The 20,349-nt window shown below is 69.3% G+C and carries 16 protein-coding genes; 13 read left to right on the top strand and 3 right to left on the bottom strand.

All coding sequences use genetic code 11. The annotated features are described in order from the left end of the window. Positions 1-14 precede the first annotated feature (14 nt). Complete coding sequence (locus DMH01_RS31665) at positions 15-560, top strand: hypothetical protein (RefSeq protein ID WP_125681195.1); 546 nt, start codon at positions 15-17, stop codon at positions 558-560. Between the two features lie 121 nt (positions 561-681). Here DMH01_RS31665 and DMH01_RS31660 read toward each other — a convergent pair whose 3' ends face one another. Then, entirely contained in the window at positions 682-3,447 is a 2,766-nt protein-coding gene (locus DMH01_RS31660) for an FAD-binding and (Fe-S)-binding domain-containing protein (protein WP_125681193.1), read from the bottom strand. 94 nt (positions 3,448-3,541) lie between these two features. On the opposite strand from DMH01_RS31660, the gene DMH01_RS31655 reads away from it, so the two are divergent. The 7 genes from DMH01_RS31655 to DMH01_RS31625 all read left to right on the top strand — a co-directional run bounded on the left by DMH01_RS31655 (position 3,542) and on the right by DMH01_RS31625 (position 10,365). Continuing rightward, a complete protein-coding gene (locus DMH01_RS31655; RefSeq protein ID WP_125681191.1) occupies positions 3,542-4,720 on the top strand; it encodes a GAF domain-containing protein in 1,179 nt (392 codons plus the stop codon). After that, positions 4,675-5,331, top strand: a complete 657-nt coding sequence (locus DMH01_RS31650) for a response regulator transcription factor (RefSeq protein WP_233621725.1) — start codon at positions 4,675-4,677, stop codon at positions 5,329-5,331. The genes DMH01_RS31655 and DMH01_RS31650 overlap by 46 nt, the downstream gene beginning before the upstream one ends. Positions 5,332-5,510: 179 nt before the next feature. After that, complete coding sequence (locus DMH01_RS31645; RefSeq protein ID WP_125681189.1) at positions 5,511-6,320, top strand: ABC transporter ATP-binding protein; 810 nt, start codon at positions 5,511-5,513, stop codon at positions 6,318-6,320. Then, positions 6,317-7,093 carry an ABC transporter ATP-binding protein gene (locus tag DMH01_RS31640; protein WP_199745700.1) on the top strand — a complete coding sequence of 259 codons (777 nt, stop codon included), beginning with the start codon at positions 6,317-6,319 and terminating at the stop codon, positions 7,091-7,093. Before DMH01_RS31645 ends, DMH01_RS31640 begins: the two co-directional genes overlap by 4 nt. Continuing rightward, the gene (locus tag DMH01_RS31635) at positions 7,090-7,968 is read left to right on the top strand and encodes a branched-chain amino acid ABC transporter permease (RefSeq protein WP_125681185.1); all 879 of its coding nucleotides are present in this window, start codon (positions 7,090-7,092) and stop codon (positions 7,966-7,968) included. Before DMH01_RS31640 ends, DMH01_RS31635 begins: the two co-directional genes overlap by 4 nt. Continuing rightward, complete coding sequence (locus tag DMH01_RS31630; RefSeq protein ID WP_125681183.1) at positions 7,961-9,118, top strand: branched-chain amino acid ABC transporter permease; 1,158 nt, start codon at positions 7,961-7,963, stop codon at positions 9,116-9,118. Before DMH01_RS31635 ends, DMH01_RS31630 begins: the two co-directional genes overlap by 8 nt. Then, positions 9,115-10,365, top strand: a complete 1,251-nt coding sequence (locus DMH01_RS31625) for an ABC transporter substrate-binding protein (protein ID WP_125681181.1) — start codon at positions 9,115-9,117, stop codon at positions 10,363-10,365. The genes DMH01_RS31630 and DMH01_RS31625 overlap by 4 nt, the downstream gene beginning before the upstream one ends. Here DMH01_RS31625 and DMH01_RS31620 read toward each other — a convergent pair. Then, positions 10,307-11,365, bottom strand: a complete 1,059-nt coding sequence (locus tag DMH01_RS31620) for a Glu/Leu/Phe/Val dehydrogenase dimerization domain-containing protein (RefSeq protein WP_125681179.1) — start codon at positions 11,363-11,365, stop codon at positions 10,307-10,309. The two genes, DMH01_RS31625 and DMH01_RS31620, sit on opposite strands and share 59 nt — an antisense overlap. 111 nt (positions 11,366-11,476) lie before the next feature. On the opposite strand from DMH01_RS31620, the gene DMH01_RS31615 reads away from it, so the two are divergent. The 3 genes from DMH01_RS31615 (at position 11,477) to DMH01_RS31605 (ending at position 12,949) form a co-directional block, all read left to right on the top strand. Next, positions 11,477-11,956 (top strand): Lrp/AsnC family transcriptional regulator, encoded by a 480-nt coding sequence (locus DMH01_RS31615; protein WP_125681177.1) that lies wholly within the window; start codon positions 11,477-11,479, stop codon positions 11,954-11,956. Between the two features lie 116 nt (positions 11,957-12,072). Next, the gene (locus DMH01_RS31610) at positions 12,073-12,342 is read left to right on the top strand and encodes a hypothetical protein (RefSeq protein ID WP_034313021.1); all 270 of its coding nucleotides are present in this window, start codon (positions 12,073-12,075) and stop codon (positions 12,340-12,342) included. A gap of 40 nt (positions 12,343-12,382) precedes the next feature. Beyond that, positions 12,383-12,949 carry a GNAT family N-acetyltransferase gene (locus DMH01_RS31605; protein WP_125681175.1) on the top strand — a complete coding sequence of 189 codons (567 nt, stop codon included), beginning with the start codon at positions 12,383-12,385 and terminating at the stop codon, positions 12,947-12,949. Between the two features lie 94 nt (positions 12,950-13,043). On the opposite strand, the gene DMH01_RS31600 is transcribed toward DMH01_RS31605, so the two are convergent. Next, on the bottom strand, positions 13,044-13,673 hold the full coding sequence (locus DMH01_RS31600; protein WP_125681173.1) for a YigZ family protein: 630 nt from the start codon (positions 13,671-13,673) through the stop codon (positions 13,044-13,046). 551 nt (positions 13,674-14,224) lie between these two features. Between DMH01_RS31600 and gltB the strand changes: the two genes are divergently transcribed. Both gltB and DMH01_RS31590 read left to right on the top strand, forming a co-directional pair. After that, positions 14,225-18,763: a glutamate synthase large subunit gene (gene gltB, locus DMH01_RS31595; RefSeq protein WP_125681171.1), complete on the top strand. Its 4,539-nt coding sequence runs from the start codon at positions 14,225-14,227 to the stop codon at positions 18,761-18,763. After that, positions 18,756-20,207 carry a glutamate synthase subunit beta gene (locus DMH01_RS31590; RefSeq protein ID WP_125681169.1) on the top strand — a complete coding sequence of 484 codons (1,452 nt, stop codon included), beginning with the start codon at positions 18,756-18,758 and terminating at the stop codon, positions 20,205-20,207. The genes gltB and DMH01_RS31590 overlap by 8 nt, the downstream gene beginning before the upstream one ends. Positions 20,208-20,349: the final 142 nt, after the last annotated feature.

The following is a 20,349-nucleotide window of genomic DNA, read 5'->3' as shown; positions in this document are numbered from 1 at the left end:
GTACGGAGGCGGCCATGCCCTTCGGATCACCCGCGAACTGGGGCGCGACCCCGGAAGAACGCCGCCGCGCCCAACCGGCGGACACCCTGCTCGACGGCCCTGTCGCCCGCTTCGACCGCGCCGTCACCGTGCACGCGCCCGCCGCGCTCGCCTACCGCTGGCTCTGCCAGATCTCGGTCGCGCCCTACAGCTACGACCTGCTCGACAACCTGGGCCGTCGCAGCCCGGACAGCCTCACCCCCGGCGCCGACGAACTCGCTCCCGGCGACACGCTGATCGTGTTCGAGCTGACCGAGGTCGACCGCGGGCACAGCCTCACCGGACGGACCTTCGCCAAGTCCGAGAACCTGTTCGGCCCGGTGGCCGCCACGTACTCGGTCGAACCGATCGACGAGCGGTCGTGCCGCATGCTGTGCCGCATCGTCGTGACTTCTGCGGGGTTCGGCGGGCGTCTCAAGGAGTTCCTGCTCGGCTGGGGTGACCTGGTCATGATGCGGAAACAGCTGCTGACGCTGAAGAAGTACGCCGAACGGGACGCGCGGCTCGGTCACGTCTCGTGAGCGGTGCGGAGATCGGCCGGGTGCCGAAGGGTGTCGCGAAAGCCACTTTCGGGACACCAGACGTCGCGAAAGTGGCTTTCGCGACATGCTCGCCGATCCCTGGGCCGAACGCGCCGCACACTCAAGGCAACGCACGCCTTAACAGCTCGGCCAGGTGCACGGCCCGCCGTCCGTCGAGCTGCTCGATCTGCGTCCGGCAGCTGAAACCGTCCGCGACCACCTCGGTCCCCTCGGCCGCGGCACGGATCGCGGGCAGCATGCGGTCTTCGGCGCAGGCGACGGAAACGTCGTAGTGCCCGCGTTCGAAGCCGAAGTTGCCCGCCAGTCCACAGCAGCCGGAGTCCATTGTGGAATTGTGGATACCCGCGGCACGCATCGCGGCCTCGTCGGCGTCGAAGCCGAGCACGGCGTGCTGATGGCAGTGCACCTGGCTGAGCGCTTCGACGTCCAGAGACCGGAATTCCAGCGGCGAGTCCTCGACGAGTTCGGCGAAGGTCCTGGTCCGTTCGGCGAGCAGTTCCGCCACGGGGTCGCCGGGCAGGAGCGCTGGGAGATCACCGCGGAAGAGAGCCGTACAGCTCGGCTCCAGACCGGCCACCAGGTAGCCGGACCGCAGGTACGGTTCGAGCACGGAAAGTGTACGGCGCAACACGTTCTTCGCCGCGTCGAGCTGTCCGGTGGACACCAGGGTCAGGCCGCAGCAGACGCCGCGATCGGGCAGGACGACGTCGTAGCCCGCCGCGGTGAGCACCTCGGCCGCGGCGTCGAGGACGTCCGGGGTGAGGTAGTTGTTGAAGGAGTCGGGCCAGAGCACCACGGGCCGGGAGCCGGTCGCCCAGCGCTTCAGGTCGGCGCGGCGTCGTGTGAACGGCGCCGTGGCGAACGTCGGCAGGTCCCGTTCCGGCGCGATCCCGCCGAACTTCTTCAGCAGCCCGGAGAACCGGCGCGACATCGTGTTCGCCAGCCAGGGCGCCAGCGACGCCGCGCGCAACCACAGCGGCAGCCAGCCCATCGAGTAGTGCGACGCCGGACGCAGCCGTCCCTTGTGGTGCTGGTGCAGGAATTCCGCCTTGTAGGTCGCCATGTCGACATCGACCGGGCAATCGGACAGACATCCCTTGCACGACAGGCAGAGATCCAGCGCCTCGGCGACTTCTTCCGAGCGCCAGCCGTCGTTGATCAGTTCGCCGTTCACCATTTCGGCGAGCAGGTGCGCGCGGCCCCGCGTCGAGTGCTTTTCCTCCCGCGTGGCGCGGTAACTCGGGCACATCACGCCGGCTCCGGTGGTGTTGCGGCATTTCCCGACGCCGACGCAGCGCCGCATCGCCTGCCCGAAACTCCCCCGGTCCTCCGGGTACGCGAGCGCGGTGACGTCTTCGAGCTCCAGCGGCGCGCGCCGGACGCGGAGATCGGCGTCGACCGGCCTGGGGTTCACCAGGATGCCCGGGTTCATCATGCCCGCCGGATCGAAGATCCCCTTGAACCGCGCGAAAAGCGCGAGGATTTCGGGGCTGTACATCCGGGTCAGCAGTTCCGAGCGGGCCTGCCCGTCGCCGTGTTCCCCGGACAGCGAGCCGCCGTGCGCGGCGACCAGGTCCGCCGCCTCTTCGAGGAACGACCGGAACCCGCTGATCCCTTGCGGTGAAAGGAGATCGAAGTCCAGCCGCAGGTGCAGGCAGCCCTCGCCGTAGTGGCCGTAGACGACGCTCTTGCGGCCGTGCTCGCGCATGAGCTGCTTGAACTCCCGCAGGTAGGCGCCCAAACGCTCGGGCGGGACGGCCGCGTCCTCCCAGCCGGGCCACGCTTCCTCGCCCCCGGCCAGCCGCGTCGCGAGACCGGCGCCCTCCTCCCGGATCCGCCACAGCCGTTTCTGCGCGGCCGCGTCGTCCAGCAGCGCGGATCCGGTCAACACGCCGCGGAGTCCGTCGATCAGCCCACGCGCCTTTTCCGGATCGGCCATCTCGACGAACAGCCACGCGCCGCCCGGCGGAAGTCCGTCGGCGCGGCCTGGTTCCAGCAGGGCGACGAGGTCCGCGTCGACGCCCTCGACGGTCAGCGGCGACCACGGCAGGATCTCTGGGACCGCGTCGGCCGCGGCGATGTCGGACTCGAAGCCGAGTACCGCGAGCACCTTGCGTCGCGGCACCTCGGCGAGGGACACCGTCGCCTCCAGCACGGTGACGCAGGTGCCCTCGCTGCCGACCAGCGCCTTGGCGACGTCGAAACCGTTCTCCGGCAACAGGTGCTCCAGCCCGTACCCGGACACCCGCCTGCTGAACGAGGACAGCTCGGTCCGCAGCAACGCCAGGTTGTCGTGGACGAGCGCGCGCAGCTCCGAGTAGACCCGGCCTTCGGTGCCGGGCTTGGCCGCACGCGCGTCCACTTCGGACGGCGAGGTCGGCCCGACGGTGAGCCGGGTGCCGTCGTAGAGCAGCACGTCCAGCTCCCGGACGACGTCGACCGTGCGGCCCCAGGCCACCGAATGCGAGCCGCAGGCGTTGTTGCCGATCATCCCGCCGATCGTGCAGCGCGAATGCGTCGACGGATCGGGCCCGAACCGGAGGCCGTGCGGCGCGGCGAGGCGCTGGAGGTCGTCGAGGACGGTTCCCGGGGCGACCCGCGCCGTGCGGGCCGCCGGGTCGAGGCCGAGGACGCCGCCGAAGTGGCGTGACGTGTCGATCACGACGCCCGGTCCGCACGAGTTGCCGGCCACACTGGTGCCGCCGCCGCGGGCGATCACCGGCAGCCCGGCCTCCCGGCAGGCGGCGACGGCCTCGATCACCTCGTCGGCGCTCCGTGGCAGCACCACACCCTTCGGCACGTGCCGGTAGTTGGAGGCGTCGGTCGTATACAGCGCCAGTGTCGCGGCGTCGGCCAGGATCTCCACGGGTCCATTCAAGACAACCGCGGGCGAGAACGCATCGGCGAACCTCTCCGGACGGGTGTGTCGGAAACCACGTCCGGTGTGCGATCGTGAGCGCGTGACGGCGAGACGGCACGCCGCTGAAGACCTCGCCGCCGAGCACAGCGCGGTGCTCGGCGGGCTTCTTCGTGAGCGCGAAGAGCTGCTCGCCACCCTCGACCGGGTCGCGGCGCTCAACGGAACCGCGCGCCTGATCCGCGAGTCGATCGGCACGCATTCCGGCTTCGTCGCCGAGCTGACCGGGCCCGAACAGGCGGTGATCCGCTGGATGTCGGGCACCCGCACGGACGCGCTGCAGGACCTCGCCGTGCCCATCGGCCAGGGCATCGGCGGGCGGGTGCTCGCGCTGGGCAAGCCGGTGAGGGTCAACGACTACGTCAACTCGCCGAGTATCACCCACCAGTTCGACGCGCAGGTCCGCGGCGAGGGCCTCGCCGCGATGATCGCCGTCCCGATCGTCAGCGGGACCGAGACCGTCGCCATCGCGTACGCCGCCATGCGCGAGCGCCGCGACTTCGGCGACGACGCGGTCCAGTCCCTCGAAGACATCGCCACCGAGGCCGGCCGGGCGCTGAAACTGGCGTCGGTCGCCGAGTCCGACCGGGAGACCGCGCTGTCCGCCGAGCGGCTCCGGATGCAGAGCGCGCTGCACGATTCGGTCGGCGCGCTGCTGTTCTCCATCGGCGTCCAGGTCCGGAACCTGCACGAGGACATCAGCGACAACCCGGCGCTCGAATCGCGGCTGCGGCGGCTGGAAGGTGACGTGTCGGCCGCGTCGAAAGCGCTGCGCGAGTCGTTGCTGGCGTTGTCGGAGTCGAGCCCGGAGCGGGCGCTGCCGGTAGAGCTGGCCGAGCACTGCCGCTCGTTCCAGGCCCGCTGCGGCGTCCCGGCGCGGTTCGTCCAGCTCGCCCCGGTGCCGCGGCTGGACGCCGAACGCACCGGCCTGCTGGTCGCGGCCGTCCGGGAAGGCCTGCTCAACGTGGAGAAACACGCGGACGCGCTGTCCGTGGTGGTCAGCTTGCTGCCCAGCGACGACGGCGTGCAGGTGGTCGTCGCCGACGACGGGACCGGGCATCGCTCCGAAGACACGGAGCAACCCGGGCCCGGGACCGGGATGGGGCTGCGCGCGCTGGCCGAACGCGCCGCGCGGCTCGGCGGCCGGGTCAGCCTGGTCCGCGACGAGGACGATGGGTGCACGCTGCGCGCCTGGGTGCCGGAACCGTGCCGTCGCCGGTGACGGTCCTCGTCGTGGACGACCATCCGGTGGTCCGCGATGGGGTGAGCCTGCTGCTGCGCTACGACCCGGCGATGACCGTGGTCGGCTCGGCCGAGACCGGCCGGTCCGCGATCCGGCGGGCGGGTGAGCTGAAACCGGCGCTGATCCTGCTGGATCTGCGGCTGCCGGACATGCTCGCGCCCGAGGTCATCGCCGAGCTCCGGCGCGTGCACCCGGCGGGGCGGATCGTGGTGTTCACCGCGCACGGCGACCATCAGGGCGTGCGGGCCGCGCTGGATTCCGGCGCGCACGGCTGCCTGCTCAAGGACGTCGCCGGGACGGATCTGGTGGCGGCGTTGCGGCAGGTGCTCAAGGGTGAGCGCGTCGTCGATCCACGCATCTTCCCCGACGACGGCCAGCGGTCCGACGCGCTGGCCCGCAGCGGCCTGACGCGGCGCGAGTACGAGGTCCTGCGGCTCGCCGCACAGGGTCAGACGAATCCGGAGATCGCGGAATCGACCGGCCTGGCGCGGAACACGGTGAAGACCTATCTGCAGTCGGCGCTGCACAAACTCGGCGCCCGGAACCGCGTCGAGGCCATCGGGAAGGCCTCCGAAGCCGGCCTCCTCTGACGCATTTCGTCCTCTGAATGCGGTAGTTGCGCGTGCAAGTACCGCATTCAGAGGACGAAATGCGCTGTGTCCGTTTTGTAGCCGTGTGGGTCTCCAGGTGGGGGTAACGCGGCGGAGGGTGCCCACGCAGGATGACCGCCACCGATCGTGACTCGGGTCACACGGATGGAGGAGGCGGCTTGCTGAGTGTCCGTGATCTTCAAGTGCGGTACGGCCGATCGGTGGCCGCACTGCACGGGGTCGACCTCGACGTTTCACCTGATGGAGTGCTGGCCGTCCTCGGCAGCAACGGTGCCGGGAAGTCGACGCTGCTCCGCACCGTGTCCGGCACGCTCCGTATGCACCGCGGCTCGGTTTCCGCCGGCGAGGTGCGCTACGACGGCAAACCACTGACCAAACTGGACCCCGCCCGCATCGTCGGTCTCGGCGTGGTCGGCGTCCCCGAGGGTCGCCAGGTCTTCGCGCGGATGACGGTCGAGGAGAACCTGCGCGCGGGCGGGATCGGCGCCCGCTCCCCCGAGCAGCGCGCCGCCGCGCGCAAACGCGTCGACGAACTCTTCCCGGTCCTGTCCGAACGGGCCAAGCAACGAGCGGGCCTGCTCTCCGGCGGCGAGCAGCAGATGCTCGCGATCGGCCGCGCGCTGATGTCGGGCCCTCGGCTCCTGCTGCTCGACGAACCCTCGCTCGGTCTCGCGCCGAAGATCGTCGAGCAGATCGGCGACATCATCCGCGAGATCCACGACCAGGGCACCGCCGTGGTGCTGGTCGAGCAGAACGCCGTGATGGCGTTGCGCGTCGCCGATCACGCGATCGTCCTGGAGGTGGGCAGGGTCGCGCTCGCCGGGACGACGGCCGAACTCGCGGCGAGCGAGGAGGTCCAGCGGCTCTACCTCGGCGGCCACGCCGAATCGCAGGCCACCGCCGAGGCCGAAGCCGCCGACGCCCGCAAGCAGCTCGCGGGCCGGCGCCTGTCGAGGTGGGCCGGATGACGCCGCCCGAGCTGCACGTCGAGAACGTGACCCTGCGCTTCGGCGGGATCAGGGCGCTCGACGACGTCTCCTTCACCGTCGGCTCCGGTTCGCTGCACGCGCTCATCGGCCCGAACGGCGCCGGCAAGTCCAGCTGTTTCAACGTGATCAGCGGGCTCTACCGGGCGAACACCGGCAGCGTCCGGCTCGGCGACGCCGTCCTTTCCGGACTCCCGCCGCACCGGCTGGCCGGCCTCGGCGTCGGCCGGTCCTTCCAGAACGCCGCCCTCTCCCCCGGCTCCACCGTGCTCGACAACGTCATGCTCGGACGGCACGCGCTGACCAAGGGCGGCTTCCTCGCCTGCGGGCTCCGGCTGCCGTGGACGGTCCGCGCCGAACGACGGCATTCCGCGCGGGTCAAGGAGATCTGCGACTTCCTCGGCATCGGCGCGCTGGTGGATCTCCCCGTCGGCGCGCTGCCCTACGGCGCCGTGAAGCGCGTCGACCTCGCCCGCGCGCTCGCCGTCGAGCCGGTCCTCCTGCTGCTCGACGAACCCGCGGCGGGCATGAACGCCACCGAGACCGCCGAACTGGCCGGGACGATCCGCGACGTCCGCGACGAGCTCGGCATCTCGATCCTGCTGGTGGAACACGACATGGGGCTGGTGATGGGCATCGCGGACCGGGTCACCGTCCTGGACTTCGGCAGGCGGATCGCCGACGGCACCCCGGCCGAGGTCCAGTCGGATCCGGACGTGATCAGGGCATATCTCGGCACGGAGGCCACGGCGTGAACACTTTTCTGCAACTCGTGGTGAACGGGCTCGGCAAGGGCGCGGTGTTCGCGTTGCTGGCGCTGGGTTTCGTGATCATCTTCAAGGCCACCGAAGTGGTCAACTTCGCGCACGGCTCGCTCGTGCTCTTCGGCGGCTACCTGGTCGTCGTGACGCGCGAATCGCTCGGCTGGGCGGGCGCTTCACTGGTCGGCATCCTCTCGGCCGGTCTGCTCGCCCTTCTGCTGGAACGGTTCCTGCTGTCCCGCTCAAAGCACGCGGACGCGAACAGCCTGGCGCTGCTGACGATCGGTGTCGACGTGATCATCACCGAGGAGATCGTGCGGCGCCTCGGCGTCACGCTGCCGTTCCTCGGCGACGCCTGGGACGCGCAGCCGTTCCAGATCGGCGGGATCACGCTGTTCCGCACGCATCTGGTGGCGCTGCTCGTCGCCGCCGTGCTGATCACCGCGTTCACGTTGGCGTTCAAGTACTCCAACTGGGGCGTCGCGATGCGGGCGCAGGCCGAGAACCGCGAAGCCGCCGCGCTGATGGGAATCCGCAGTTCCCGGGTGACGGCGACGGCGTGGGTGGTCGCCGGGGTCCTCGCCGGGGTCGCGGTGCTCTTCATCGCCACGCAGGACTTCTCCGGCGCGGGACTGTCCCGCGGCACGCACTCCATCGCGCTCGCGGCGTTCCCCGCGGCCATCCTCGGCGGGCTCGACTCGACGGCGGGCGCGGTGGTGGGCGGCCTGGTCGTCGGGCTGGTCGAGGCGCTTTCGGCTCAGTACGTGTCGTTCGACTTCTCCAAGAGCGCGGTCTTCCTGGTGATGCTCGTGGTCCTGGTGGTGCGGCCGTCGGGGTTGTTCGGGACGAGGGAGAGCACACGTGTCTGACACCGCCGTGAAAGCCCCTCCCGCCGCCCCGCCGACACCGCCCGCGAAACGCGATCGGGGACGGCTGCTCAAGGCGCTGGCCTGGATCGCGCTGCTGGTCGTCCTGCTCGCGATCCCGTTGTACCTCGACGCCGCCTGGCTGAAGGCCGGGCAGTACATGATGATCGGCGGCGTCGGCGCGATCGGGCTGACGATGCTGGTCGGGCAGGCCGGGCAGTTGTCCCTGGCGCACGCGTTCTTCCTGCTGGCGGGCGCGACCGGGTACACCGTCCTTTCCGGACCGGTCGACGACGAGCGCGTGTTCGGGCTCGGCCTCGATCCGGGCCTCTCGCTGGTCGGCGCGGTGGTCATCGCCGCGCTGCTCGGCTTGGCGTTCGCGCCGGTTTCCGGACGGCTGCGCGGGATCTACCTCGGTGTCGCGTCGCTTTCGCTGGTGTTCCTCGGGCTCTACTTCGGACAGTCGGCCGAGACACTGACCGGCGGGACGTCGACCGGGCGCAGCCCCGAACCGTTCTCGCTGTTCGGTTTCCCGTTCACCAACGACGGCCCCGAAATCGAGCTGATGGGCGTGCCGATCCGGCAGGCGGAACGGCTCTGGTACCTGTTCCTGCTGCTGACCGTGCTCGCGTTCGTGGTCGCCAAGGCGGCGGTGCGCAGCCGGGTCGGCCGGTCGTGGCGCGCGGTGCGGGACAACGAGGCCGCGGCGTCCGTGATGGGCGTCAGTGTCACGCGCGCCAAGGCCGGCGCGTTCGCCGTCTCATCGGCGTACGCGGGGCTCGCGGGCGCGATGACCGTGCTGTGGTTCGACATCCTCAAACCCGACGAGAGCGAATTCGGCACGTACGGCATCAACATCTCCATCGCCTTCCTGGCCATGGTGATCATCGGGGGACTCGGCTCGGTGCCCGGCGCGCTGGTGGGCGCGTTGATCGTCAACGGGTTGCCGCAGGTGCTTTCGCTGTACTCCGCCGATCTCGGCTGGTTCTCCGGAACCGGCGACGGCGCACTGACCCCGATCCTGGTCAGCTCGTTCGTCTACGGCGCCGCGATCATCCTCGTGGTGCTCTTCGAACCTGGCGGGCTCGCCGCGATCGGTCGCCGGATCACGTCAGCAAGGAAACCTCATCTCCCGGAGGAGCAAGACAAATGAAGCGCACATATCCGGCCGTCGCGCTGGCGGCGGTCCTCGCCCTCTCGGCGTGCAGCACGAAGGCGGGCGACTCGGGGTCCTCGGGGGCGGACGGTTCGGGCGTCAAGACCGACAAAGGAGTGACGGCGTCGGAGATCACCCTCGGCGTGATGACCGACAAGACCGGGGTGTTCAAGAACCTCGGGCTCGGCATCACGCAGGGGAACGAGTTGTGGGCCAAGGACTTCAACGCCGGGGGCGGGGCGTGCGGGCGTCAGGTCAAACTCGAGACCGTGGACCACGGCTACAAGGCGGACACGGCGAAGACGCTGTATCCGCAGATCGAGCCGAAGGTCCTCGGCTTCGTGCAGTTGCTCGGCTCGCCCGTGGTGGCCGCGCTGAAGCAGAACATCGCGTCGGACAAGACCGTCGCCGCGCCCGCGTCGTGGTCTTCGGAACTGCTCGACAACCAGTACGTGATGATCGTCGGGACGACCTACGACCTGGAGATCATCGACGGCCTGTCGTACTTCCAGGAACAGGGCCTGGTGAAGGACGGCGACACGATCGGGCACGTCTACATCGACGGCGAGTACGGCAAGAACGGTCTGCGCGGCTCGCAGTTCTACGCGAAGAAGCACAATCTGACGGTCAAGGAGGTCAAGGTGACCTCCACGGACAACGACCTCACCAACATCGTCACCGGGCTCAAGGGCGACGGCGTCAAGGCCATCGTCCTGACCACCACGCCGGCGCAGACCGGCTCCGCCCTCGCGGCGAACAAGGCGCTCGGGCTCGACGTCCCCGTGCTCGGCAACAACCCGACCTTCGACCCGGTGCTGCTCAAGAGCCCGGCGGCGAACGCGCTGGACAAGCTGACGATCGTCGCCAGCAGTGTGCCGTTCTCCGCCGACATCCCCAAGGCCAAGGACGTCGCGACGAAGTACAAGGCGGCGTACAAGGAGACCCCGAACGGCGGGATCCCCTACGGATACGCGGTCGGCGAGGTCTGGGGCACGGTGCTCAAGAAGGCCTGCGAGAACAAGGACCTCACCCGGGAGGGCATCGCCGCGGCGCTGAAGCAGACGACGTCGGCGAGCACGGGTGACCTGGTGGCGGCGCTGGACTTCTCGAAGGCGGGCACCCCGGCGACGCGCCAGGTGTACGCGGCGACACCGGACGCGTCGGCCGAGGGCGGGGTCCGCTACGTCAAGCCGCTGTTCGAGGCTCCCGAGGCGAAGGAGTACGTGGCTCCGCACCAGAAGTGAGTCTCGCTTCGGCGAGTGCGTCCGCTTCGGCCAACGGCGTGGTGCCGTTGGCCGAAGCGGCGTCGAGAATCCTTCGCGTCGTCTCCTCCAGGGTTTCGACGCGGTCGAGCGCCTGTTCGTGAGTCAGGTCTTCGGCTTCGCGGCCGAGCGTGTAGACCACTCCCCCGGCGCTCGCGACGAAATCCGGGATCCACAGGATTCCCTTGGCGGCGAGGTCGTCCGCCACCGTGTCCTCAGTGAGCTGGTTGTTGGCCGGGCCGACGACGAGCGGCGCGTTGACCTCGGTTCCCGGGCCGAACACGCCGCCAACGGCCGCCGGCATCAGGATGTCGGCCTCGATGCCGAGCACTTCCTCCGGCTGGACCAGGGTCAGGCCTTGGTCGTGGGCCGCGGTGAGGCGTCGTTCGTCCACATCGGACACGATGACCTCGGCGCCGCGCGTGACCAGATCGGCGGCCAGGTGGGCGCCGACCGAGCCGTAGCCGCTGATGACCACCTTGCGGCCGTGCATCTCGTCGTCACCGAAGACGGCCCGCGCGCCCGCTCGCAGGGCGGCGAGCACGCCGACGGCGGTCGGCCCGCTCGACGAACCGGTCCCACCGTGCTCCTCGGGGAGGCAGAACACGTGCGGGGTGCGCTCGCGCAGCACGAGCATGTCCGCCGGGCCGGTTCCGACGTCCGGACCGGCGAGATACGCGCCGTCGAGTGACGCGATGAGGTCGGCGTGGTCGAGCAGGATCTCGCGCCGCTGCTCGGCGGTCGGCACGGCGTCGAGCGCGACGACACTCTTGCCGCCGCCGAAGTCCAGGCCCGCGACCGCGCATTTGCGCGTCATCGCCGCGGACAGCCGCAAGACGTCGTCGATAGCGTCGTGGACCCGCGGATAGACCTTGAACCGGCAGCCGCCGACGGCCGGGCCGAGCGTGCTCGAATGCACGGCCACCATCGTGGTCACTCCCGACCGGCGTCCCCTCCGGACGACCAACTCCTGTACGGACATTCCGCTTCCTCCCACGCATTTAGTCGGCTAATTGCGTTGAAGCTAGGCTGACGCCCAAGCTTGCGGAGGCTCTGCCGAACGTTATTCGGCAGACCGGGCGAAGGAGTGAGCGTGGACGAACTTGATTCGGCGATCATCCGGGAACTCCAGGCGGATGCGCGGCAGTCGAACCGCGACATCGCCCGCAAGGTCGGCGTCGCGCCGTCGACCTGCCTGGAACGGACCCGGCTGCTGCGGGAGCGCGGCGTCATCCGCGGGTATCACGCCGACATCGACCTGCGCAGCCTCAACCGCGGCGTCCAGGCGATGGTCTCGGCGCAGGTGCGGCCCTTGAGCCGGGAGGTGATCGACTCCTTCCAGCGTTCGGTCGCGGAATTGCCGGAAGTCCTTTCGGTCTTCGTCACCGCCGGCAGCGACGATTTCCTGATCCATGTCGCCGCACAGGACGTCGATCAGCTCCACGCATTCCTGGTGGATCGCTTGGCGAAGCGTAAGGAGATCATCGGCTTCCGCAGCTCGATCATTTTCCGCCATCTGCGCAAGACCGAACTGGAACCGCTTCCGCCTCGAATACCCGGTGATACCCCTTAGTGGGCGACTCGCCGCCCTTCAGTCCGCCCGAAATCCCGGACTTCGCATCCAAGGAGACGGAAACTGTCGGGGGTATGGGTTTGACTGTTCAGTGCGGGACGGAAAGGAGGCACGCCATGGACCTTCGGACGGACCTCAACCATCGTGAGCGGGCCACCCTGAGAGCCGTGGCCGAGGGCCACGCCGAGATCAGCTGCAGCCGCGAGCCGGACCTGTTCGTCGACGGCCTCGCCTGCTGCGACCAGCACACCGCGCATCGCCTCGCCCATCTCGGGCTGGTGGCGCCCGCCAGAGACGGCCGGTGGGGCGAGCGCGTTCCGGCCCTGCTCACCGAGGCCGGGGCGGCCGCGTTGGACGACCTCGCGGGCCCCGGAGCGGCCGCGTAAAACGGTTGCCAGGGCGCCTCGCCGTCGCCACGCTTTGCCGATGCTTGTCTTTTTGGAGACCGAGCGGCTCCTGCTGCGACAGTTCACCGACGCCGACGTCGACGACCTGTTCGCGCTCTACGACGACCCCGAAGTCATGCGCTACCTCAACGGTGGCGAACCCGCCGACCGGGCGGAGATCGTAAACCACGACCTTCCCGCCTTTCTCGGTTACTACGAGCGTTTCCCCGGTTACGGGTTCTGGGCGGCGATCGAGAAATCGAGCGGGGATTTCCTGGGCTGGTTCCATTTCCGCCCGTTGCGCGATCACCCTACGGACGACCCCGAACTGGGCTACCGGCTGAACCGGTCGTCCTGGGGCAAGGGGTATGCGACCGAAGGTTCGCTCGCACTCCTGGAGAAGGGTTTCACCGAATTCGGGGCCACGCGGATCTGGGCGGCGACCATGGCGGTGAACCTGGGGTCCCGGCGGGTCATGGAGAAGATCGGGATGCGGCACGTCCGGACCTATCACGAGCACTTCGACAACCCGATCCCCGGCACGGAGGAGGGCGAGGTCGAGTACGCCATCACGCTGGAAGAGTGGCGGGCCCGTCCCCACGCGTGATCGAAGGCGTAACTCGCGTGATCAGAGGCGTAACTCGCGTGATTGGAGGGCGATCATCGAGTTACGCCTTCAATCACGTGAGTGACGCGTCTGATCACGGGGTGGGCAGCCAGGTCTCGCCGATCTCCTCGGCGAGGGCCTCCCCGCCGGTGAGGTCGGCGAGCCAGGCGTGGAACGCGTCCCCCTGATCCGGCGCGAGTCCGACGTCGAAATGCGCGACGTCCTCGAAGCGGGTCGCGTGCAGCAGGTACGGCGACGAGCGGATGTCGTTCTCCAGCCGTCCGGCCCGGTCGTAGTCGACGACGACCTCCACCAGCCGCAGCCGCCGGTACTCCCGGACGCCGAGGACGTCGACGGCCTCCGAGACGGCCTGCCCGTACGCGCGGATCAGGCCGCCGGCCCCGAGCAGCACCCCGCCGAAGTAGCGGGTCACCACCGCGACGGTGTCGGTCAGCTCCCGGCGGCGGAGCACCTCGAGCATCGGGGTGCCCGCCGTGCCCGCGGGCTCGCCGTCGTCACTCGAACGCTGGGTGCGCCCGTCGGCGCCCAACACGAACGCGTGACAGTGGTGCCGGGCCGCCGGATCGGCCTTCTTCCTGGCGGCGATCACCTCACGGGCGGCCTCTTCCGAGGTGACCGGGGCGAGCGCGCAGAGGAAGCGCGACCGCCGGATTTCGATCTCGTGGACCCCGGTGCCCGCCACGGTGAGATAACGATCCGCCATCGGCCAAGCCTCTCAAACCGGCCGGGACACTCTGCCGTTCGGGCGATTCGACGGTCACCCGGGGTCACCGCAACACCGGCGAAACCCACTCCACTGCGCGATCCAGGTCACACTATCGGGGGATGCGCGCAGTGATTTACGCAGGTCAGCGCGCTGATGCTCCACTGAGTGGACATGTCGTTCCAGCCAGTGGGCAGATGATGTTTGAAGTCAACGCCCGCGTGGCATTTCCCACCCCGACCAAGCGACGTATGTCGATAACAGCGATTTCACACTATCGTCATAAGACCGGCGAACCCGGGAGTAACACGTGTACCCGTCAGCCGCCCACCACAGTGGCCAGACGGCACCCACGTGCACAGCAGTACCGATATGCGCATCGGCCGCCCAGTGCAGTGCGGCTCTACGAGGCCTGCCCCCGTTTCCGCGGGCGGGATCGTTCCCTCTCGACTGACCATCGCGGTCCCGGACCACTCCGTTAACTGGTTCACGTACGAACCACCCGAACGGAGTGGTACCGGTCGCGCCGACGCCTTGGGAGGCGGCCAGCCGTGACCCACCATGCCAGCTACAAGGGCAGCAAGGCCCCCGAAGGCCTGTACGACCCGGAGTTCGAACATGACGCCTGCGGTGTCGCGTTCGTCGCCGATCTCTCCGGTAAACGCGATCACGGCATCGTCGCCAAAGCGCTGATCGCGCTGCGGAACCTGGAACATCGCGGGGCCCGCGGCGCCGACCCGGAGACCGGCGACGGCGCCGGGATCCTCATCCAGGTCCCCGACGAGTTCTATCGCGAGGTCGTCGGGTTCGCACTTCCCGAGCCCGGCGCGTACGCCGTCGGCACGGCTTTCCTTCCGCAGGACGAAAACGCCCGCGGCCGCGCGATGACGACCATCGAGCGCGTCGCCGCCGAAGAGGGCATGCGCGTCCTCGGCTGGCGTGAGCTTCCCGTCCACACCGAACACGTCGGCACCGGCGCGGCCGAGACCATGCCGTACTTCAGCCAGCTGTTCCTTGCCGGACAGGACGCACTGGAGGGCCTTGCCCTGGAACGCGCCGCCTTCGTGGTGCGCAAACGTGCCGAGCACACGCTCGTCGAGGACGACGTCTACTTCCCGAGCCTGTCTTCGCGCACCATCGTCTACAAAGGAATGCTCACCGAGCCGCAGGTCGAGAAGTTCTTCGCCGACCTCACCGACGAGCGCGTCACCAGCGCCATCGGCCTGGTGCACTCCCGATTCTCCACCAACACCTTCCCGTCGTGGCCGCTGGCGCACCCGTACCGGTACGTCGCCCACAACGGCGAGATCAACACCCTGCGCGGCAACCGGAACTGGATGGACGCGCGTGAGGCGCTGCTCGAATCCGACCTGATCCCGGGCGACCTCAAGCGGATCTACCCGATCATCACCCGCGGCGCGAGCGACTCGGCCTCCTTCGACGAGGTGCTGGAGCTGCTCCACCTCGGCGGACGGCCGCTGCCGCACGCCGTGCTGATGATGATCCCGGAGGCCTGGGAGAACCATCAGGAGATGGACCCCGCGCGCCGCGCGTTCTACGAGTTCCACTCGACGCTGATGGAGCCGTGGGACGGCCCGGCGCTGGTCTCCTTCACCGACGGCACCCAGATCGGCGCGGTGCTCGACCGCAACGGCCTGCGCCCCGCCCGGTATTGGGTCACCGAAGACGGCCTCGTCGTCCTCGCCAGCGAGGTCGGCGTGCTGGAGCTGGAGCAGTCCACGATCGTCCGGAAAGGACGGTTGGAGCCCGGCCGCATGTTCCTCGTGGACACGGCCGCCGGCCGGATCGTCGAGGACGAGGAGATCAAGGACCGCCTCGCCACCGAGCACCCGTACGACGAATGGGTCGAGGACGGGCTGCTCCCGCTCGACGGGCTTCCCGAACGTGAGCGCGAGATCCCGCCGCACGCCGCGCTCGTGCGCCGTCAGCAGGCTTTCGGCTACACCGAAGAGGAACTCGACGTCCTGCTCCAGCCGATGGCCCGCACCGGCGCGGAGCCGATCGGCTCGATGGGCAACGACTCCCCCATCGCGTCGCTGTCCAGCCGCCCGCGGCTGATCTTCGACTACTTCATCCAGCTCTTCGCCCAGGTGACCAACCCGCCGCTGGACGCGATCCGCGAGGAACTGGTCACCGCGCTCGGCACCCAGCTGGGCGCGCAGCCGAACCTGCTGGAGGCCGACGCGTCGTCGTGCCGCCGGATCGTGCTGCCGTTCCCGGTGCTGGACAACGACGAGTTCGCGAAGCTGGTGCACGTCAACGACGACGGCGATCTGCCCGAGTTCCAGGCGGTCACCGTGCACGGCACCTACGACGTCCACGGCGGCGGCGAGGCGCTCGTGCGGCGGCTCGACGAGATCCGCGCCGAGGTGTCCGCGGCCATCGCCGAGGGCGCGCGGCTGATCGTGCTGTCCGACCGCGGCATCGACGAAGACCACGCGGGCATCCCGTCGCTCCTGCTCACCGGCGCGGTGCACCACCACCTGGTGCGCGAGAAGACCCGCACGCAGGTCGGCCTCATCGTCGAGGCGGGCGACGCGCGCGAGGTGCACCACATCGCGCTGCTGATCGGCTACGGCGTCGCGGCGGTGAACCCGTACCTGGCGATGGCGACCGTCGAAGAGATGGCCGACCAGGGCCTGATCCCCGGTGTCACCGCGAAGCAGGCGACCGCGAACCTCATCAAGGCGCTGGGCAAGGGCGTCCGCAAGACGATGTCGAAGATGGGAGTGTCCACAGTGGCCTCCTACACCGGCGCGCAGATCTTCGAAGCGGTCGGGCTCGGCGACGAGGTCATCCAGAACTGCTTCACCGGCACCACTTCCCGGCTCGGCGGCGTCGGCTTCGACACGCTCGCGCTGGAAGTCGCCGAGCGGCACCGCCGGGCGTTCCCGCGCGACGGGTTCCGCGCGAACCACCGCGAGCTGGAGACCGGCTCGGACTACCAGTGGCGCCGCGAGGGCGAACCGCATCTGTTCAACCCGCAGACGGTGTTCAAGCTGCAGCACTCCACCCGTGCCGGGAAGTACGAGGTCTTCAAGGAGTACACGAAGGCCGTCGACGACCAGGCGCAGAAGCTGTACACGCTGCGCGGGCTGTTCGACTTCAAGATCGGCCAGCGGCCCGCCGTGCCGATCGAGGAGGTCGAACCGGTCTCCGAGATCGTCAAGCGGTTCGCCACCGGCGCGATCTCCTACGGCTCGATTTCGGCGGAGATGCACGAAACCCTCGCCATCGCGATGAACCGGCTCGGCGGCAAGTCGAACACCGGTGAGGGCGGCGAGGATCCGGACCGGCTCTACGACCCCGAACGCCGCAGCGCGGTCAAGCAGGTCGCGAGCGGCCGGTTCGGCGTCACGAGCGAGTACCTGGTCAACGCCGACGACATCCAGATCAAGATGGCGCAGGGCGCGAAGCCCGGCGAGGGCGGCCAGCTGCCCGGCGCGAAGGTGTACCCGTGGATCGCGAAGACGCGGCACTCCACGGCGGGTGTCGGGCTGATCTCGCCGCCGCCGCACCACGACATCTACTCGATCGAGGATCTCGCCCAGCTGATCCACGACCTCAAGAACGCCAACCCGGCCGCGCGCATCCACGTGAAGCTCGTGTCCGAGGTCGGCGTCGGCACGGTCGCGGCCGGTGTGTCCAAGGCGCACGCGGACGTCGTGCTCATCTCCGGGCACGACGGCGGCACGGGCGCTTCGCCGCTGTCGTCGATCAAGCACGCGGGCGGCCCGTGGGAACTCGGGCTCGCCGAGACGCAGCAGACGCTGCTGGCCAACCGGCTGCGCGACCGCATCGTCGTGCAGACCGACGGCCAGCTCAAGACCGGCCGTGACGTCGTCATCGCCGCGCTGCTCGGCGCCGAGGAGTTCGGTTTCGCGACCGCGCCGCTGGTGGTGTCCGGCTGCATCATGATGCGGGTGTGTCACCTCGACACCTGCCCGGTCGGCGTCGCGACGCAGAACCCCAAGCTGCGCGAGAAGTTCAGCGGCAAGGCGGAGTACGTGGTGAACTTCTTCGAGTTCATCGCCCAGGAGGTCCGGGAATACCTGGCGGAGCTGGGATTCCGGTCCATCGCCGAGGCCGTCGGCCACGCGGAGATGCTCGACAAGCGCAAGGCGATCGACCACTGGAAGGCCGCCGGGCTCGACCTGTCGCCGATCTTCCACGTGCCCGACATGGCCCCGGCCGGGCTGCGGCACCAGCAGACGGTGCAGGACCACGGGCTGGAGAAGGCGCTCGACAACACGCTGATCCAGCTCGCCGAGGGCGCGCTGTCCTCCGGGGACAAGGTGCGGCTGGAACTGCCGGTCCGCAACGTGAACCGGACCGTCGGCACCATGCTCGGCCACGAACTCACCAAGCGGTGGGGCGGCGAAGGCCTGCCGGACAACACGATCGACGTCACCTTCACCGGGACCGCCGGTCAGTCGTTCGGCGCGTTCGTGCCCAAGGGCATCACGCTGCGGCTCTACGGCGACGGCAACGACTACGTCGGCAAGGGTCTCTCCGGTGGACGGCTCATCGTGCGGCCGCCGAAGGTGGCGCGATACAACGCCGAAGAGCACATCATCGCGGGCAACGTGATCGGCTACGGCGCGACCAGCGGCGAGATCTTCATCCGCGGCAAGGTCGGCGAGCGGTTCTGCGTGCGCAACTCGGGCGCGCTGGCCGTCGTCGAAGGCGTCGGCGACCACGGCTGCGAGTACATGACCGGTGGCCGTGTGGTCGTGCTCGGCAGCGTGGGCCGCAACTTCGCGGCCGGCATGTCGGGCGGCGTCGCCTACGTGCTGGACCTGCCCGCGCACCGGATCAACCCGGAGATGGTCGACGTCGACCCGCTGGATTCGTCCGATGTGGACTTCCTGCGCGAGGCGCTCGAAAAGCATTACGACGAAACGGAGTCCGCGGTCGCGCGTGCGCTGCTCGCCGACTGGGACGCCGCCGTCGACCGGTTCGGCAAGGTCATGCCGAAGGACTACAAGCGCGTGCTCGCGGCGCAGGCTGAAGCCGAGCGTGACGGGCGTGACGTGAACGAGGCGATCATGGAGGCCGCACATGGCTGACCCCAAGGGCTTTCTGACCACCACTCGCGAGACGCCCAAGAGCCGTCCCGTCGACCTGCGCCTGATGGACTGGCGCGAGGTGTACGAGGACTTCGCGACGTCGAAGCTGCAGAAGCAGGCCGGACGCTGCATGGACTGCGGTATCCCGTTCTGTCACCAGGGCTGCCCGCTCGGGAACCTCATCCCCGAGTGGAACACGCTGACCTGGCGCGACGATTGGCGCGACGCGGCCGAGCGGCTGCACGCGACCAACAATTTCCCGGAGTTCACCGGGACCCTCTGCCCGGCGCCGTGCGAAACGGCGTGTGTGCTCGGGATCAACGACGATCCCGTCACCATCAAGCGGGTCGAGATCTCGATCATCGACCGGGCCTTCGAAGAAGGCTGGGTCACGCCGGAACCGCCGGTCGTCAAGACCGGCAAGAAGGTGGCGGTGGTCGGGTCCGGCCCGTCGGGACTCGCCGCGGCGCAGCAGCTCACGCGCGCGGGCCACAGCGTCGTGGTCTTCGAACGGGCCGACAAGATCGGCGGGCTGCTGCGCTACGGCATCCCCGAATTCAAGATGGAGAAGCACCGCCTCGACCGGCGCCTCGACCAGATGCGGGCCGAGGGCACGGAGTTCCGGACCTCGGTGAACGTCGGCGTCGACCTCACCGTCGAGGAACTCAAGTCGTCCTACGACGCCGTGGTCCTCGCCGGCGGCGCGACGGCATGGCGCGACCTGCCGATCGACGGCCGCGAGCACGACGGCATTTACCAGGCGATGGAGTTCCTCCCGCACGCCAACCGGGCCGCCGCCGGTGAGCTGGACGTCTCGCCGATCAGCGCCGAAGGCCTCGACGTCGTGGTCATCGGCGGTGGCGACACCGGTGCGGACTGCGTCGGGACCTCGCACCGCCAGGGCGCGAAGTCGGTGACTCAGCTGGAGATCATGCCGAAGCCGCCGCTTTCGCGGTCCGACGCGCATCCGTGGCCGACGTACCCGATGATCTACCGCGTTTCGTCCGCGCACGAAGAGGGCGGCGAACGGCTGTACTCGGTCAACACCCAGGAATTCCTGGCCGACGCCGACGGGCGCGTGCGCGCGCTGAAGCTGGTCGAGGTGCGCAACGAGGGCGGCAAGTTCGTCCCGGTCGAGGGCACGGAACGCGAACTGCCCGCGCAGCTGGTGCTGCTCGCGATGGGCTTCGTCGGCCCGGAGCGGGAAGGCCTGCTGGAGTCGCTCGACGTCGAACTGGACCAGCGCGGCAACGTCGCCCGCGACAAGTCCTTCAAGACCAGCGTCGACAACGTGTTCGTGGCGGGCGACATGGGCCGCGGCCAGTCGCTCATCGTGTGGGCGATCGCCGAAGGCCGCTCGGCCGCGGCCGGGGTGGACGCGTTCCTCACCGGGCGGGACGTGCTGCCCGCCCCGATCGCGCCGACCGACCGGCCTCTCACCTAGGCCGCTTTAGCGCGTGAAGGCCCCCTTCCCTCGGCTGAGCCGAGGGAAGGGGGCCTTCACGCGTTTTTGCCCGACTAAACGCGGGGCGTGACGGAGGCACTGGTCCTTTCGAGTGATAAAACCGCCGAAAGAGGGTACTTGC

The organism is Amycolatopsis sp. WAC 04182 (genome assembly GCF_003947465.1).
Classification (GTDB): Bacteria; Actinomycetota; Actinomycetes; order Mycobacteriales; family Pseudonocardiaceae; genus Amycolatopsis.
The sequence above is the reverse complement of the archived record's forward strand: the minus strand, read 5'-3'. Positions and strand labels throughout refer to the sequence as shown.

Coding starts and splice junctions, on each gene's coding strand:
- DMH01_RS31665 (WP_125681195.1), top strand. CDS start 15: ATGCCCTTCGGATCACCCGCGAACTGGGGCGCGACCCCGGAAGAACGC.
- DMH01_RS31640 (WP_199745700.1), top strand. CDS start 6,317: ATGACGCCGCCCGAGCTGCACGTCGAGAACGTGACCCTGCGCTTCGGC.
- DMH01_RS31625 (WP_125681181.1), top strand. CDS start 9,115: ATGAAGCGCACATATCCGGCCGTCGCGCTGGCGGCGGTCCTCGCCCTC.
- DMH01_RS31620 (WP_125681179.1), bottom strand. CDS start 11,365: ATGTCCGTACAGGAGTTGGTCGTCCGGAGGGGACGCCGGTCGGGAGTG.
- DMH01_RS31610 (WP_034313021.1), top strand. CDS start 12,073: ATGGACCTTCGGACGGACCTCAACCATCGTGAGCGGGCCACCCTGAGA.
- DMH01_RS31605 (WP_125681175.1), top strand. CDS start 12,383: ATGCTTGTCTTTTTGGAGACCGAGCGGCTCCTGCTGCGACAGTTCACC.
- DMH01_RS31600 (WP_125681173.1), bottom strand. CDS start 13,673: ATGGCGGATCGTTATCTCACCGTGGCGGGCACCGGGGTCCACGAGATC.
- DMH01_RS31590 (WP_125681169.1), top strand. CDS start 18,756: ATGGCTGACCCCAAGGGCTTTCTGACCACCACTCGCGAGACGCCCAAG.